The organism is Pseudomonas sp. 9AZ, from assembly GCF_902506525.1.
GTDB lineage: Bacteria > Pseudomonadota > Gammaproteobacteria > Pseudomonadales > Pseudomonadaceae > Aquipseudomonas > Aquipseudomonas peli.
In genome coordinates, this window is the sequence record NZ_LR733840.1 from 2256216 (window position 1) to 2272571 (window position 16356).

The window sequence follows — 16356 nt, forward strand, 5'->3', positions numbered from 1 at the left end:
NCGCCGGAGAGCACGGTGCGCTCGTAGTCCAGGCCACTCATCAGTACGCGCACACCGCCGCCTTCGACGCCGAGGATGTTCTCTTCTGGTACTTCACAATCCTCGAACACCAGTTCGCAGGTGTTGGAGCCGCGCATGCCCAGCTTGTCGAGCTTCTGGTGGCGGGAGAAGCCCTTGTAGTCGCGCTCGACGATAAACGCGGTCATGCCGCGTGAGCCGGCGCTGATGTCGGTTTTGGCGTAGATCACGTAGGTGTGGGCGTCGGGACCGTTGGTGATCCACATCTTGTTGCCGTTGAGCACGTAGCGGTCGCCGCGCTTCTCGGCGCGCAGCTTCATCGATACCACGTCAGAACCGGCGTTCGGCTCGCTCATGGCCAGGGCGCCGACGTGTTCGCCGGAGCACAGCTTGGGCAGGTACTTGGTCTTCTGCTCGTGGGTGCCGTTTTTGCGGATCTGATTGAGGCACAGGTTGGAGTGCGCGCCGTAGGACAGACCTACCGAGGCCGACGCGCGGCTGATCTCTTCCATCGCCACCACATGCGCCAGGTAACCCATGTTAGTGCCGCCGTATTCCTCTTCCACGCTCATGCCGAGCAGGCCCATGTCGCCGAACTTGCGCCACATGTCCATGGGGAACTCGTTGTCGCGGTCGATCTGCGCGGCACGCGGGGCCAGTTCGGCTTGTGAGAACTGATACACCGAGTCGCGCAGCATATCGATGGTCTCGCCGAGACCGAAGTTGAGGGATGGGTAGCTCATGGTTCCACCTGTAATTGTTCGAATTAAGTTCAGGAGATGACGGTTTGTTTTTTATCAGTTTCAGCTAAAGCCGCCAGGCAGCGCTCTTCGGCGGTATCCAGCTCAAGCTGCATCTGTTCGATGTCCAGCAGTTGCTGCTGCAGCTGGGCGCGGCGCTCGGCGATCTTGGCCATAAAGGTATGCAGCTGCTTGTGATTGCCGTGCACCGGGTCGTACAGCTCGATAAGTTCCTTGCACTCGGCCAGGGAAAAGCCGATGCGCTTGCCGCGCAGGATCAGCTTGAGGGTGACCTTGTCCTTGGCGGTGTAGATGCGCTCCTGACCGCGACGCTCGGGACTGAGCATCTGCTGTTCTTCATAGAAACGAATGGCGCGGGTGGTGATATCCAACTCGCGGGCCAGTTCGGAAATGGAGTAGGTGGTGGCGGACATGCAGCAGCGCTCTTGTTTACCTTTACGTTAACGTAAGCCTGTGAGCGTCTGTAGTCAACCAGAGCGCATGCTGCGTGATTGGGTTGATCAAACCTGATGCGGATTTATGGGCTGAAAACTGTTATTCGATAAAGGCTTACGGCGCTTATCTAGAAAGGTAGGGAGGTACGCGTTGTTGCAGCACGTTTACCAGCGCGGGGTCCATATACGCGTAATCGTCGGGGATATTCAGGTTGTAGATGGGCTTGTTACCAAGCTGGCGGCGAAACTTTTCCGCCAGTTTGCGCCGATGGCGGCTTTCCATCACCAGGATCAACTCGGCCCACTCGAGCAGTTCGGGGCTGACCGGGTTGTCAGCATCGCGGTTAACCCCAGCCGAGGCGGTTTCTACCCCAGGCCAATTGGCGAAAATCTTTTCGGCGGTGGGGCTGCGCAAGCGGTTCTTGGCGCAGATAAACAGCACCCGCAGTGGCGTACGCGTGCTGGCCAATGGCATCAGGCCTGAGCCTTCTCGGCTTTTTTCTCCAAGGCAATCGCTTGCTGGGCAATTTCGATGATCTGTTCGCGCATCCAGCGATTGGCTGGATCTTGATCGGTGCTTTCGTGCCAGTACAGGTGGGTTTCCAGTGGCGTCATGTCCTTGATCGGCAACTCGACAAAATGCAGGTCATTGCGACGGGCAAAGCGCTCTGGCACGGTCATGGCCATGTCTGTGCTCTGCAGCACAGTGGTGGCCATCAGGTAATGCTGCGAGCGCAGGGCAATCTTGCGCTGGATGCCCATGCGGCCCAGAGCCAAGTCAACGTGCCCCAAACCACTGCGCCGGCTGGAAATATGGATATGGGTCAGGCCCATGTATTCGTCGAGGCTGATCTTGTCTTTGGTCAGCGGATGGCCACGGCGCAGGGCGCAGACGTAACGGTCTTCCATCAGCTTGACGTGGCGCACCTGGGGATCAGTGTTAAGTGGTGCGTCCACCGCAAAATCCAGGCGGCCAGCAGCCAGCTCCTTGGTGGTTTCGCGGCGCCGCGCGAGCATGCTTTCAATGTTTACGTTAGGTGCCATGCGGCGCAGGCGCTGGAACAGCGGCGGCAGGATGATGGCCTCGGTGAGGTCAGTCATGCTGATGCGGAAGGTCTTGTTGGCCTGCGCCGGGTTGAAGATGCGGCTTTCCTGCACGGAAATGCGCAGTTGCTGCAGCGCGTTGCGCACCGGGCCGATGATGTTCTGCGCCATTGGCGTAGGCACCATCCCTTGGGCGGTGCGTACAAACAGCGGGTCATTGAAGGTTTCCCGCAGGCGAGCCAGAGCGTTGGAGACGGCGGGCTGGGTAATACCGACGATCTGTCCGGCGCGGGTTAGATTGGCCTCGGTGTAGATGGCATCGAAGACGACAAAGAGGTTGAGGTCGACCTTGTTCAGATTCATTACACGCTCGCTCCGCAGGTTGTCGGTATCAGTGGATCATATATCGGTGATGAATGTTTATACACAGCGAGAATAGATTAGATAAATCCTAAGCCCTGTTCTAGCATCATTTCCACTTCACCGAATTCCCCAAAAATCAGCGTCAGAAGGTAGCCATCATGGATTTCGCCTACTCCCCCAAGGTTCAGCAGCTGCGTGAGCGCGTCACCGCGTTTATGGAGACCCATGTCTATCCAGCCGAAGCCGTGTTCGAGCAGCAGGTCAATGAAGGCGATCGCTGGCAGCCCACTGCGATCATGGAAGAGTTGAAAGCCAAGGCTAAAGCCGAAGGCCTGTGGAACCTGTTTCTGCCGGAGTCCGAGCTGGGTGCCGGCCTGACCAACACTGAATACGCGCCGCTGGCGGAAATCATGGGCAGCTCGTTGATCGGTGCCGAGCCGTTCAACTGCGCTGCGCCGGATACCGGCAACATGGAAGTGTTGGTGCGCTATGCCAACGAAGCGCAGAAAGAGCAGTGGCTCAAGCCGCTGCTGGACGGCACCATCCGTTCCGCCTTCGCCATGACCGAGCCCGGTGTAGCGTCCTCCGATGCCACCAATATGCAGGCCAGCGCCGTGCGCCAGGGCGATGAGTGGGTGATCAACGGCCGCAAATGGTGGACATCGGGCGCTTGCGACCCGCGCTGCAAAATCATGATCTTCATGGGCCTGACCAATCCGGATGGCCCGCGCCATGCACAGCACTCGATGATTCTGGTGCCGATGGACGCCCCCGGCGTGAAAGTGCTGCGTCCGCTGCCGGTGTTCGGTTACGACGATGCACCGCACGGCCATGCCGAAGTACTGTTCGAAAACGTCCGTGTACCTTACGAAAACGTGCTGCTGGGTGAGGGCCGTGGCTTCGAAATTGCCCAGGGTCGCCTTGGCCCAGGCCGTATTCACCACTGCATGCGCTCCATCGGCATGGCCGAGCGCGCACTGAAGTTGATGTGCGAGCGCTCCATCAGCCGCACCGCCTTTGGCAAACCGCTGGCGCGTCTGGGCGGCAACATTGATCACATCGCCGACTCGCGCATGGAAATCAACATGGCACGTCTGCTGACGCTGAACGCGGCGTACATGATGGACACCGTGGGTAACAAGATTGCCGCCAGTGAGATCGCCCAGATCAAGGTGGTCGCACCGAACGTGGCGCTGAAAGTGATTGACCGCGCCATCCAGATTCACGGCGGCGCTGGGGTTTCCAACGACTTCCCGCTGGCCTACTGGTACGCCATGCAGCGCACCCTGCGTCTGGCTGACGGCCCGGACGAAGTGCATCGCGCGGCGATCGGCAAGTTCGAGATCGGCAAGTACGTGTCCAAGGATGTGATGAAAGCCAGCCGCTAAGGCGCTGGGCACGTCACTGAAAACGCACAAGGCCCGCAATTGCGGGCCTTGTGCATTGTGGGCAGTGCTGTTTTAGGCATGCTCTGTAGTTGTTTGTCAGGCTATGTGGGAAGGCCTTTAGCCGCGATTGATCGTGAACGTATCGCGGCTAAAGCCCTTAGCAAAGAAAGCACAGGTTATTCGTACGATTTGCCCGGCGGGGCGAACTCATCATCTGGGTTGGCATGCTCTTGCAGCCAGAGCAAACGCATATGCATTTGCGCAGCGAAGGCACGAGCGGCCTGCTCCTGATGGAAGATCAGGCTGCGTCGGCCCATGCGCACTTGCCAACGCAGCTTGCCGCGCTGCGCCAGCGGCTCGATAACGATGCTCGGTGAGCTCAAACGATCAATGCTCCTGAAAGGCTGTGTATCTCGAAAATCACCACAGACATGGCCTAAGCATTAGGCCCTCGCAGCAAACTTGGCAAGCACCTGAGCGGGCGATTTAGTTGCTGTATTGGTAGATGATTGGGGCAAAAATGCCCGTCTCGTGGCCATTCTTCAGGCACTGATTGAACTGCTCGAGGAACCAGCCCATCTTCAGTGTTTTGGCGATGCCCATGTGTTTGCTGTCACTCTTGAACGGCACTGGCAACGTTGTGAAGGCATCGGGCTGCAAGCCAGGCCAGCTCTGGGCGAGCCGGCTGATATCAACGCTGGAGCCGACCAGGATCGCATCAATGCGCCCGCGCTGCAGCATGCCCAGACCGCTGCGAGTGTCATTGAAGCCGACGATGGTCAGGGTGCCGTTAGCCACGGCTTCGTCATAGGCAGTGCCATAGCTGGTGCCGATAGTGGCGCCGATCAGCTTGTCTTTCAGGTCAGTGATGTTCTGGTAGGCAAACTCGCGGCCTTTCTGCACCACCAGCACGATATGTTCGGTGAAAATTGCTTCGGAAAAATCGAACAGAGCCAGGCGCTCATCACTGATCGACAAACCAATTACGCCGCCTTCGCTGCGTTCGGCCATGGTGTATGCGCGTTTCCATGGCAGCAGCTGGATCTGGTAGGGCACCTGCATCTGGTTCAGGCAGTGTTTACTGATGTCCACGACAATGCCCTTGGCCTCACCATCCTCCTCAAAGTATTTGGGGAAGCCATCGTGTGCGCCAAACACGCGGAACACCTCGGCCTGGACGGTTTGTACGACCAGCAGTGCCAGTAGCAGGATCAACCGCAGAGGTGTAGCGAGCATGGCAGAACCTCAAGTAGAGGCGAGAAAGTTTGTTCAGCTTAGCCACTCGGCGTTGTTAATCACTGCCTAATGCAGCAATACCTGCAAACAACGCCGGGGCTGAGCCAGGCTTAATAAACCCAGACTTCTACCCGGCGGTTCTTGATCCGCCCGTCATCACCGCTGTTGGCGGCCACTGGCAGCTCATCACCCAGGCCGATGATGTCGCGGAAGATCACGCCACCTTTGTTCAGTTCACGGCGCACTGCCATGGCGCGCAGTTTCGACAGCAGTTCAGCGCGGGCGGTATCAGCTTTGGTATCGCCAAACCCAACCAGCACCACTTTATCGCGCAGTTTGTTCTGCTCGTTTAGGTAGGTCATCAGCCGGTTGAGATCACGCAGGGCTTTATTGTCGAGAGTGGCGCTGCCTTCCTGAAAACGGAAGTTTACCGACAGACGTTGCGCATTCTCGGCCAGCTCTTGGTAATTCGCCGGCATCTGCGGGTTTACGGGGATTTTTACCGCTTGAACGGTCTGCGCAATAAATCCGCTCTGTTCAACGATCGCCTGGCCGCGCGGACTATGAGCAAACTGCACCAGAGCGCGTCCCCAAGGGTTGCTCAACTCTGGCTGGTTGTAGAAGAACAACCGTCGCGACAGCGGGTAATCCTCGGTGGCGATCAGGGTCAGGCTTGGCAGCATGGGTTGCGAATCACCCGCGGCAATCGCCAGCGCTTTGGCCTGGCGGATATACGGCAGACCAATAAAGCCGATGCCATTAGGGTCCTGGCTGACTGCGTCTGAGAGTTTTTCACTCGACTCAAAGCGTTTGGCGCTGGCCGCCAAGGCTTTGCCGTTGGCGCTCAGCACCAGCTCCTTGAACGTGTCGAAGGTGCCGGATTTATCATCCCGGGCGTACAGGGTGATGGCGCCAGCCGGAGCGCCGAGTTGCGACCAGTTGCTGATCTCGCCAGCGAATATCTGTGCCAGTTGTGCCGTGTTCAGCGCCCCCAGCGGGTTATTCGGGTGCAGGATAATAGCCAGGCCATCGAGGGCGATGATCTGCTCGGCGCTGGCGCTTTTCAGGTCGCCCAAGTTCAGCAGGCTAGTGGCTTCACTGTCTTTGATCGGCCGGGAAGAGGCCGCCAGTTCAGCACTGCCGTCGGCCAGTGAGGTAAACCCAGTGCCCGAACCATGGGCCGCTACTTCGATGCTCACACTGCGGCCATCGGTGGTTTTGCCGATGATTGTCTGCTCGTTTTCTGCATTGCCTGCTTCGATGCGGATTGCGCTCAGGCCTTGTTCCTCGAGCAGGCCTTTGACCAATGCCGGGCCCAGCCGCGCACCAATGGTGTTTGAGCCCTGTATGCGCAATACGCTGCCGTTGTCGCTTGGAACTGGCAGGGCGGCAAATACTGACCAGGGCAGGGCGTAGCAGATGGAGCCGAGCAGCAAAAAGCTGATGGTGCGAATCCAGGTGTCACGTTCGAAGGCAGAGGAGGCGCGCAGCATGCGGCAAACACCTTATATGGGTGAGTGAAAGTGCCGCGACGATAAGACAAAAAAGTGACTGCAATATGACAGTCACTTATCTATATGAAGGCTCTATTGCAGGCTTACTGAGCCAATTCAAGCCAGATGGGGGCATGGTCCGATGGCTTTTCCATGCCGCGCAGGTCGTAGTCGACGCCGGCGTCCTTGATCCGCGCCTGCAAAGCCTGAGAGGCGAGAATCACGTCGATGCGCAGACCGCGCTTGGGTTCATCCTCAAAACCCCGGCTGCGGTAATCAAACCAACTGAAACGGTCATTCACTGTGGGGTTGAGGTGGCGGAAGCTGTCAACCAGGCCCCAGTTCTTTAGGGTGGCCAGCCACTCGCGCTCTTCTGGCAGAAAGCTGCATTTGCCGGTTTTCAGCCAGCGCAGACGATTAGGCTCACCAATGCCGATGTCGCAGTCTTCCGGCGAAATATTGATATCACCCATCACCACCAGCGCTTGCTCAGGGCTGAACTGGCTCAGCAGCAGCTGTTGCAGGTCGGCATAGAAACGCTGTTTTGCCGGGAACTTGGTCGGATGGTCGCGGCTTTCGCCTTGCGGAAAGTAGCCGTTCATCACCGTCACCGGGTTACCTTGGGCATCGGCGAAGGTGCCGTAGATAAAACGTCGCTGCGCGTCTTCGGCGTCGCCGGGAAAGCCCTTGTGCAGGCTCAGTGGTTCCTGGCGCGAGAGTAGGGCGACACCGTAATGGCCTTTCTGGCCATGGTAGTGCACGTGGTAGCCGAGCTCACGGATATCCGCCTCGGGGAACTGCTCGTCGGCAACTTTGGTTTCCTGCAGGCCGATCACATCCGGCTGGTGTTTCTCGATCAATGCTGCCAGTTGATGCGGGCGTGCACGCAGGCCGTTGATATTGAAGGAGACGATCTTCATGGGCGGCAGTCCTGGCTGTGGCTCTGGAAAGCCCGCGATGCTAGCCGATTAGCGGCCCTTCCGACCAGCCTGTGGCGGCGCAGGGTGCGCGGTGCTAACGTGGCTGCAGGCCCAGTAAATCAAGAACAACAGAGGTCAATTCGATGCCCAACAGTCTCGCCGAAGTACGTATGCTCGATGGCGGCTATGCCCGCGAAGCACGCTCGCTGCTGTATCACGCCTATCGTCACGACCCCACCTTTGCCTACCTGTTTGAAGCCGAGCGGCCAGGCTATGACCAGCGCGTGCGCGCCACGGTACGTGAGCTGGTGCAGCAGCACTTTGCCGAAGACCTGCCGGCGATTGGCTTGCTTATCGACGATCGACTGATCGGCATGGCGTTGATCGCTCCGCCACAGCGGCGCATGGACATCACCGAAAGCTGGGGCTGGCGCATGCGCATGCTGCTGACCACCGGCTTCCGGTGCACCAAGCGCTATCTGGAATACCACGATGCAGTGATCGCCTGCCTGCCGCCGGGGCCCTACCACGTGTTGCCGCTGCTGGGCATTCATCCGGAATACCAGGGCAAAAACCTTGGCGAGCAACTGCTTGAAGCACTGCACAACTGGTGCGCCGAAGACGCCAGTTCTCAGGGCGTGGTGCTGGATACCGGAAATTCGCATTACCTGGATTTCTACAAGCGCCAGGGGTACGAAGAAATCGGCGAGGTGGCCATCGGCCCGATTATCGAGCACGTTTTCTTCCATCCAAGTCCGCAACTAGCAATCAAGGCCAGTGCCTGATCACGGCCTGCTCGGTGTGTCTGCCGACACATCGAGTCGCAACTATTTGCCCGCACTCGTGCTCTAAGTCGGCCCTGAGCTCGTGCTAGCATCGCCCTCATGCCTGTTTCTCTCCACCTTTTCACCGCGCTGTTTCTTCTGCTGCTGAGTGCTACGGCCCTGGCCGAAGCACAGTTGCGTGTGCGGGTTGAGCCGGCCAACAGCGCGCTGAAAAGCAATATCGAGGGCTACATCGGCAGCTTGGGTGAGCGTGATGCTGAAGCCTTGCAGCGCTTTCGTCGGGTCGCCGAAAACCAGGCAGAGAAAGCCGCCCAGGCGCTGGGCTTCTACCAGGCGCAGATCACGACTGAAGTCAACGAGGGCGCAACACCGCGCCTGACCGTACGCATTCAGCCGGGTGAACCGGTGCGTTTGCGTGATGTGGTGGTGCGCGTCGAAGGCCCAGCGGCGCAACTGCGAGCCTTTCGTACGCCCAATGACCCGCAATTGCGTAGTGGGGCACAACTTAACCACGGACAGTACGACGCCGCGAAACGCGAAATTCAGAATCAGGCCTCGCGTTATGGCTTCTTCGCCGGGCGCTTTAGTCGTCAAAAACTCACAATCGACCCCGAGGCCGGGGTTGCCGATATCGAACTGATCTATCTCAGCGGCCCGCGCTATCAACTGGGCGCGGTGAGTTTTGTCGGCGATACGCCCTTTGATGAGCAATTGCTGCAGCGCATGGTGCCGTTCCCGGCGGATACGCCCTATGACTCGGCACTGATTGCCGAGCTGTATCAGGCGCTGCGCTCCAGTGGTTATTTCGAGTCGGTGCAGTTGGATGCCAACCCCGGTACTGCCAGTGGTGAACAGATCCCTGTGCAGGTTCAATTGCAGGCGCGCAAGCCACGCAGTATGGGCCTGGGCTTGGGTTTTTCCACCGACGTGGGGCCGCGTGGCCGGGCCAACTGGACGCGGCACTGGGCCAATCCGCAAGGGCATAGCTATGGCGCAGAGTTCGAACTGTCGGCGCCGCGGCAGAATGTTGGCCTGTGGTATGACGTGCCGCTCGATCCGCCGCTGACCGATAAATTGCGTGTGGCCGGAGGCTATCAGGCCGAAGACCTGGCCAATACCGACAGCAGCAGCCGTCTGCTGACCTTTGGCCCGGAATGGCACAGCAAACTCGACAGCGGCTGGCAGCGCGTGTTGTCGCTGAAATGGCAGCACGAAGAGTACGACCTGGGCGATGACGCGGGGACCAGCACGCTGCTGATGCCAGGCCTGAGTTATTCCTACCTGCAGAGTGATAACCAGATCGACCCCAACCACGGCTACCGCCTGCAGTTTGATCTGTCCGGCGCGGCCAAGGGGTTGTTGTCCGATGCCAATGTGCTGCACGGCAATATCCAACTCAAGGGTCTGACCACCGTACTCAAGCGCCATCGACTGCTGGGGCGGGTGCAGGTGGGTGGCACTGAATCCGATGGGTTTGCCAAGGTGCCTCCGTCCCTGCGCTTCTTCGCGGGTGGTGACCAGAGCGTGCGCGGCTATGACTACCAGAGCCTGTCGCCGGAAAACCGCGCCGGCGACAAGATCGGTGGGCGCTACCTCTTTACCAGCAGCCTGGAATACCAATACAGCCTGACTGAGCGCTGGCGCTTGGCGAGCTTCTTCGATCAGGGCAATACCTTTGACTCGCTGCAGCTTCCGTCGCTGAAAAGTGCCGTGGGTCTGGGCGTGCGTTGGGTATCACCACTCGGACCGTTGCGCCTGGATCTGGCGCATCCATTGGATGACCAGGGCGGCGTGCGCCTGCATTTTTCCATGGGGCCGGAACTGTGAAGCGCTGGTTTCGTTATGGGCTGTTCAGTCTGCTGGGCCTGCTGCTGGTGCTGGCCATCAGCCTGAGCTTGCTACTGGGCACCCAGGGCGGCAGCCGCTGGTTATTGGCGCAGGTGCCGGGCTTGCAGGTGGACGACTTCGATGGCCGCCTCGGCGGTAGCTGGAGCGCGACACAGCTGCGCTGGCAACAAGGCGAGAATAGCGTGCAGGTAATGGCGCCTAGCCTGGATTGGTCGCCTACCTGCCTGTTACGCCTGACGTTGTGTATCGAGCAACTGCGCAGCGGGCCGATCAGCTTGGTCTTCCCTGACGATGAACAGCCCAGCAGGCAGCCGTTCAGTCTGCCGGACCTGAGCCTGCCGCTGGCGTTGCAACTGGGGCAGGTGCAGATCGACAGCCTGCAGCTTAATGGCGTCGAACAGTTGCAAGGCTTGCAGTTGGCTGCACGCTGGACTGCAAAGGGTATTCAGATTGACAGCCTCAGCCTGGCTACCGCCGATCTGCAGCTGGCGGTGCAGGGCCAGCTGCAAACCTCAGGCAACTGGCCGCTGCAACTGAGCGGACAACTGCAACTGCCAGCACCCGAGCAACAGGCCTGGCCGGTGGCGCTGCAGCTCAAGGGTGAACTGCGCGAGCGCGTGCAACTGACAGCCAGCAGCAGCGGCTATCTGCAAGGTGAGCTGACTGGCTGGCTGCAACCATTGGCTGAGCACCTGCCGGCGCAACTGCGTTTGCAGGTCGCCAGCTTCAAAGCTAGCGCTGAGCTGCCCGACACCCTTAACCTTGAGCAGGTTGAGCTCAATGCCCAGGGCGATTTGCAGGCTGGCTATCAGATCATCGGCAGTGCCAGCCTGCCAGCAACTGAAGGGCCTATTGCTATGGCGCTGGCGGGGCTGCTCAAGGCTGAAGGCGCGGCCATCAGCAACCTGAGCTTGACCGCCGAACCGGAGCAGCAGGTACAGCTCAGCGGCGAGCTGAACTGGCAGCAAGGTCTGAGCCTGGATAGCCGCTTCAACTGGCAGAGCTTCCCCTGGCAGCGCCTTTATTCGCTGGACGAGCCAGCGCCTGTGGCGTTGCGGGTGCTTAATGGCGAGCTGGCTTATCAGAATGGCAACTACCTCGGGCATTTCGCTGCCGAGCTGGATGGACCGGCCGGCGCGTTTAGCCTGCAAAGCCCGCTGAGTGGCGATCTACAGAAGCTGTATCTGCCAGAGCTGCGTATGCAGGCCGGACAAGGCCGCGCCGAAGGCCAGGTCAGCTTGGGTTTTGCCGAGCCGCTGAGTTGGGATGTGCGCCTGCAGTTGAGTCAGCTTGATCCGGCTTACTGGCTGGCCGAGTTACCCGGCAGCCTGGCGGGCCCCTTGAACAGCTCAGGCAGCTTGATCAATCAGCAGCTTAACCTTAACGCCGACATCGACCTCACCGGCCGCCTGCGTGGTCAGCCGGCCAAGCTGCTGGCGAAGTTTGCCGGCGGTCTGGAGCAGGGCGAGCTGAGTGCCCTGGATGTGCGTCTGGGTGATAACCGCATCAGTGGCAAGGCCGCCTTGCGGCAACATCTGAGCGGCCAGTTATTGCTGGCGATGCCGCGGCTGGGTCAGCTGTGGCCGGGTTTACAGGGGCAGCTCAATGGCCAGCTGGATCTGGCCGGCAACCTGCAAGCCCCCCAGGGCCAGTTGCAGCTGCAAGGTCAGCGCCTGGCCTATGACGATCAACGTCTGCAACAGCTCAAACTCGATGCCAGCCTGAGCAGCGCCCAGCGTGGCCGAATCACCCTGGAGGCATTGGGTATTCAACTGGGCGAAACGGAGTTAGGGCGCCTGGATGTCACTGCCGCCGGTGATCAGCAGCAGCAAAGTCTTGAGCTGCACCTGCAAGGTCCCTTATTGCAAAGCCAACTGGCCCTGGCCGGCAAGCTGGACAAGGGTAACTGGCGCGGCAGCCTGAGTAGTGGCGAGGTGCAAAGCGGTGGCCAGGATTGGCGCCTGCAACAGCCGGCCACGCTGGTGCGGCTGGCCAATGGGCAGCTCAGCCTGGGCGCGCATTGCTGGCGTTCTGGCGAGGCCAGTCTGTGCGGCACGGAGCAGCGCCTGCTGCCGCAGCCCAAGCTCAACTACCAGCTGAGCAACTTCCCCATGGAGAGCTTGGCGGCGCTGTGGCCGAAGGATTTCAGCTGGCAGGGTGAGCTCAATGGTCGGCTGCAGCTCGATATGCCGGCCAGCGGTCCGAATGGCAGCCTGGAACTGGATGCCGGCAGGGGCATCTGGCGCATTCGTGATCAGCAGCAGTGGCTGGAGTTTGCCTACGACAGCCTGCGCCTGAGTACACAGTTGCGCCCGCAGCGCATCGATAGCCTGCTGGAGCTGCGTGGCCCAACCATTGGCGAGCTGTCGCTGCAGGCTCAACTGGATCCGCGTCCGGCGAGCAAGCCGTTGTCTGGCAGCTTCCGCCTCAATGGTCTGGACCTGGCCCTGGCGCGTCCGTTTGTGCCGATGGTCGAGCGTATCGCTGGGCAACTGAATGGCGCGGGCACATTGTCGGGCGGGCTGTTGGCACCGCAGATCAATGGCAACCTGCGCGTGCTGAATGGCGAAATAAGCGGCGCTGAACTGCCGATGAACATCGAGCAGCTGCAACTGCAGGCGCAGATCGCAGGCGAGCGGTTGCTGCTGGAGGGCGATTGGCGCAGCGGTGAGCAAGGGCAGGGCAGTCTGAATGGCGAGCTGAGCTGGGCCGATGGGCTGGTGGCGAACATGCAGCTGCGAGGCAGTCGTCTACCGGTCACTGTTGAGCCCTATGCCGCGCTGGAGGTCGAACCGGATCTGCGTTTAAGCCTGCGTGATGAGCAGCTGTCGCTGGCCGGCAAGGTCCTGATCCCCAGCGGCAAGATTGAGGTGCGCGAGTTGCCGCCCTCGACGGTACAGGTGTCCAGTGACGCCCAAGTAGTAGGGCGCGACAGCCCGCAGCAGCAGGCGACGGCCATCGCCATGGATGTTGACGTTGAAGTGGGTCAACAGCGCCTCACCTTCAGCGGCTTTGGACTGGATGCCGAGCTGCTGGGGCGCGTACACATTGGCAATGACCTGGATACACGCGGTGAGCTGAGCCTGAACAAGGGCCGTTTCCGCGCCTACGGCCAGCGACTGAATGTACGCCGCGCACGCCTGCTGTTCGCCGGGCCGATTGATCAGCCATTTCTTGATATCGAGGCTGTGCGCCAGGTAGATGGCGTGACGGCTGGTTTACGCCTCAGTGGCAATGCCGCGCAACCGACCAGTACGGTGTTTTCCGAACCGGCCATGAGTCAGGAGCAGGCGTTGTCTTACCTGGTTATGGGGCGGCCACTGGGGCAGGGTGGTGGTGACAATACGATGCTGGCACAAGCTGCGCTGGCCCTGGGGATGGCCGGCAGTGCACCGTTGGTCAATAACCTGGCGCAGGGCTTGGGTATCAGTGATTTTCAACTCGATACCCAGGGTTCTGGGGTAACCACCAGCGTGGTCGCCAGCGGCAATCTCTCGGAGCGGTTGAGCCTGCGCTACGGCGTGGGGGTGTTCGAACCGGCGAATACCATTGCGTTGCGCTATGAACTGAGCCGACGGCTCTACCTAGAGGCTGCCAGCGGGTTGGCGAGCTCTCTGGATTTGTTCTATCGGCGCGATTTCTAGGCCATGTTTCTGCGGGAGGACGCTGGATTAAGCCTGTTAATTCGCGTTTAAATTGCGCCCCTCGCTCAAAACGTCTGAGCGTTGAAATCTAAACAGTGAAAACCACTATCACAGTCTTCATATACTGACCGCCGCTGATACCGGGCAGTCGTTGTGCTGGCTGGTATAGCCCGATCCGCTGTTTGCAGGCGCGCCAACCCGGTTCGCGTTCTGCTCATCAGTTTGGCCTACCCGGCAATCGGACAAGCGAAGGCTACCCACCTCGCGTTCACTACAAGAATAAGGAAATGAGCATGGAATTCGTCAACACCCTGGTCAATCAACTCAATGGCGTGGTCTGGGGCCCGCCCATGCTGGTGCTGATTCTCGGCACCGGTCTGTTCCTCATGTTGCGCCTGAAATTTATGCCGCTGAGCAAGATCGGCGCGGGCTTCAAACTGATGTGGCAAGGCCGTCAGAAAGGTGATGCCGAGAGCGGTGAAATCAGCCCGTTCCAGGCCCTGATGACCTGCCTGGCCGCCACTGTCGGTACCGGCAATATCGCCGGTGTGGCCACCGCGATTTTCCTCGGCGGCCCGGGTGCATTGTTCTGGATGTGGTGTACCGCACTGGTCGGTATGGCCACTAAGTACTGCGAAGTGGTGCTGGCGGTGCATTACCGCGAGAAGGATGAGCGCGGCGAGCACGTCGGCGGTCCGATGTACGCGATCAAGAATGGCCTGGGCAAGAAGTGGCTGTGGCTGGGTACCGCGTTCGCCATCTTCGGCGGCTTTGCCGGTTTCGGCATCGGCAATATGGTGCAGGTCAACAGCATGGCTGCAGCCCTGCAGACCACCTTCAACATTCCGCTGTGGGTTACCGGTGTGGTGACCATGGTGATTGTCGGCATGGTGATCCTCGGCGGCATCAAGCGTATCGGTAAGGTCGCAGCGACCCTGGTGCCCTTTATGTGCGTGGCCTACATCATCGCCGCCATGGTGGTGTTGGTGGTCAATGCATCGGAAATCCCCAAAGCCTTTGAAATGATCTTCACCTACGCTTTTACCCCTATAGCTGCTACCGGTGGTTTTGCCGGTGCGGCGGTGATGGCGGCGATTCGCTTCGGTGTGGCGCGCGGTATTTTCTCCAACGAAGCAGGTCTGGGTACTGCAGGTATCGCTCAGGCGGCTGGCACCACCAACAGCCCGGTACGTTCGGGGATGATCGGCATGCTCGGGACCTTCATCGACACCATCATCATCTGCTCGATGACTGGCCTGGCGATCATCACCTCCGGCGTGTGGACCAGCGGTGCCAGCGGTGCAGCGCTGTCGGCAGCAGCTTTCGAACAGGCGATGCCAGGCGTCGGCGGTTATATCCTGACGTTGGCCCTGGTGGTGTTTGCTTTTACCACCATCCTCGGCTGGAGCTACTTCGGTGAGAAGTGCTGGGAATACATGGTCGGCACCAAGTCGATCCTGCCGTTCCGCATTCTCTGGGTGGTAGCCGTGCCGTTCGGTGCGATTGCCCAGCTGGACTTCGCTTGGCTGGTGGCCGATACCCTCAACGGTCTGATGGCGATTCCTAACCTGTTGTCGCTGCTGTTGCTCAGTCCGATCGTGGTCAAGCTGACCAAGGATCACTTCGCAAAAAATTGATGTGTCGCCTGGGCGCGCAGGGTAGTCTGACTCAACGGTCAGCTCTGCTTGCCCTCTTTGCAGGGGCGCGTGCTTGCCATTTGGCCGGTTCGCGCCCTTACTTGTTCACCGCCCCTCAAATCCACTGATAAGGATCGTTTCCAATGGCACAAGTCACCCTCAAAGGTTCCCCGGTTGAAGTTACCGGTCAACTGCCGCAGGTTGGTCAGCAAGCGCCGGCGTTTAGCCTGGTTGCCGGCGACCTGAGCGACGTGAGCCTGGCCAGCCTGGCCGGCAAGCGCAAAGTCCTGAACATTTTCCCAAGTGTTGATACCCCAACCTGCGCCACCTCCGTGCGTACGTTCAACGCCGGTGCCAGCAAGCTGGCCAACACCGTGGTGCTGTGCATTTCCACTGACCTGCCATTTGCTCAGGCGCGTTTCTGCGGTGCTGAAGGTCTGGAAAACGTGATCAACCTTTCGACCATGCGTGGTGCTGACTTCCTGCAGAACTACGGTGTGGCCATCGCCAGCGGTCCGCTGGTGGGTGTTGCTGCCCGCGCTGTGGTGGTGCTGGATGAAAACGACAAGGTGCTGCACAGCGAGCTGGTTGGCGAAATTGCTGACGAGCCGAACTACGCCGCTGCGATGGCTGCGCTTCAGTAACAGCTGTTTACGTTGTGCCAACGGCCTGCTTTGCAGGCCGTTTTTATTTCTGCCTGCCATCACTTACGGGCCATCGCCTCGCAGCGTTTACTACTGTTCCGGCAATTTTCTATTCGGATCAGACATTTAGTTACGTAAGGA

Annotated in this window: 13 protein-coding genes and 1 pseudogene; 6 read left to right on the top strand and 8 right to left on the bottom strand. The window is 59.7% G+C overall.

Annotated features, from left to right (window positions below; genetic code table 11):
* Position 1: 1 nt before the first annotated feature.
* From ALTER154_RS10520 to ALTER154_RS10535, 4 genes and pseudogenes are all read right to left on the bottom strand, one after another.
* Positions 2-761: pseudogene (locus ALTER154_RS10520) on the bottom strand (acyl-CoA dehydrogenase family protein); the annotation flags it as partial.
* 29 nt (positions 762-790) lie between these two features.
* A complete protein-coding gene (locus ALTER154_RS10525; protein ID WP_090253868.1) occupies positions 791-1192 on the bottom strand; it encodes a MerR family DNA-binding transcriptional regulator in 402 nt (133 codons plus the stop codon).
* A gap of 145 nt (positions 1193-1337) precedes the next feature.
* Positions 1338-1688, bottom strand: a complete 351-nt coding sequence (locus ALTER154_RS10530) for a low molecular weight protein tyrosine phosphatase family protein (RefSeq protein WP_160086835.1) — start codon at positions 1686-1688, stop codon at positions 1338-1340.
* Positions 1688-2620 (bottom strand): LysR family transcriptional regulator, encoded by a 933-nt coding sequence (locus tag ALTER154_RS10535; RefSeq protein WP_160086837.1) that lies wholly within the window; start codon positions 2618-2620, stop codon positions 1688-1690. The genes ALTER154_RS10530 and ALTER154_RS10535 overlap by 1 nt, the downstream gene beginning before the upstream one ends.
* Before the next feature lie 158 nt (positions 2621-2778).
* Between ALTER154_RS10535 and ALTER154_RS10540 the strand changes: the two genes are divergently transcribed.
* The gene (locus tag ALTER154_RS10540) at positions 2779-4008 is read left to right on the top strand and encodes an acyl-CoA dehydrogenase (RefSeq protein WP_090253864.1); all 1230 of its coding nucleotides are present in this window, start codon (positions 2779-2781) and stop codon (positions 4006-4008) included.
* Between the two features lie 176 nt (positions 4009-4184).
* On the opposite strand, the gene ALTER154_RS10545 is transcribed toward ALTER154_RS10540, so the two are convergent.
* From ALTER154_RS10545 to xthA, 4 genes are all read right to left on the bottom strand, one after another.
* Positions 4185-4391: a hypothetical protein gene (locus ALTER154_RS10545; RefSeq protein ID WP_160086839.1), complete on the bottom strand. Its 207-nt coding sequence runs from the start codon at positions 4389-4391 to the stop codon at positions 4185-4187.
* A 103-nt stretch (positions 4392-4494) separates the two neighbouring features.
* Positions 4495-5244 (bottom strand): ABC transporter substrate-binding protein, encoded by a 750-nt coding sequence (locus ALTER154_RS10550; protein ID WP_160086841.1) that lies wholly within the window; start codon positions 5242-5244, stop codon positions 4495-4497.
* Positions 5245-5354: 110 nt separating this feature from the next.
* Positions 5355-6737: a substrate-binding domain-containing protein gene (locus ALTER154_RS10555; protein WP_160086843.1), complete on the bottom strand. Its 1383-nt coding sequence runs from the start codon at positions 6735-6737 to the stop codon at positions 5355-5357.
* Positions 6738-6841: 104 nt separating this feature from the next.
* On the bottom strand, positions 6842-7657 hold the full coding sequence (gene xthA / locus ALTER154_RS10560) for an exodeoxyribonuclease III (protein WP_160086845.1): 816 nt from the start codon (positions 7655-7657) through the stop codon (positions 6842-6844).
* A 143-nt stretch (positions 7658-7800) separates the two neighbouring features.
* Here xthA and ALTER154_RS10565 point away from each other — a divergent pair, with 143 nt between their 5' ends.
* From ALTER154_RS10565 to tpx, 5 genes are all read left to right on the top strand, one after another.
* Positions 7801-8442 (top strand): GNAT family N-acetyltransferase, encoded by a 642-nt coding sequence (locus tag ALTER154_RS10565; RefSeq protein ID WP_160086847.1) that lies wholly within the window; start codon positions 7801-7803, stop codon positions 8440-8442.
* A 99-nt stretch (positions 8443-8541) separates the two neighbouring features.
* Complete coding sequence (locus tag ALTER154_RS10570; protein WP_160086849.1) at positions 8542-10269, top strand: autotransporter assembly complex family protein; 1728 nt, start codon at positions 8542-8544, stop codon at positions 10267-10269.
* Complete coding sequence (locus ALTER154_RS10575; RefSeq protein ID WP_160086851.1) at positions 10266-13934, top strand: translocation/assembly module TamB domain-containing protein; 3669 nt, start codon at positions 10266-10268, stop codon at positions 13932-13934. Before ALTER154_RS10570 ends, ALTER154_RS10575 begins: the two co-directional genes overlap by 4 nt.
* Positions 13935-14227: 293 nt before the next feature.
* Positions 14228-15571 (top strand): sodium:alanine symporter family protein, encoded by a 1344-nt coding sequence (locus ALTER154_RS10580; RefSeq protein WP_160086853.1) that lies wholly within the window; start codon positions 14228-14230, stop codon positions 15569-15571.
* Between the two features lie 143 nt (positions 15572-15714).
* Complete coding sequence (gene tpx, locus ALTER154_RS10585; protein ID WP_160086855.1) at positions 15715-16215, top strand: thiol peroxidase; 501 nt, start codon at positions 15715-15717, stop codon at positions 16213-16215.
* The last annotated feature ends 141 nt before the right edge of the window (positions 16216-16356 follow it).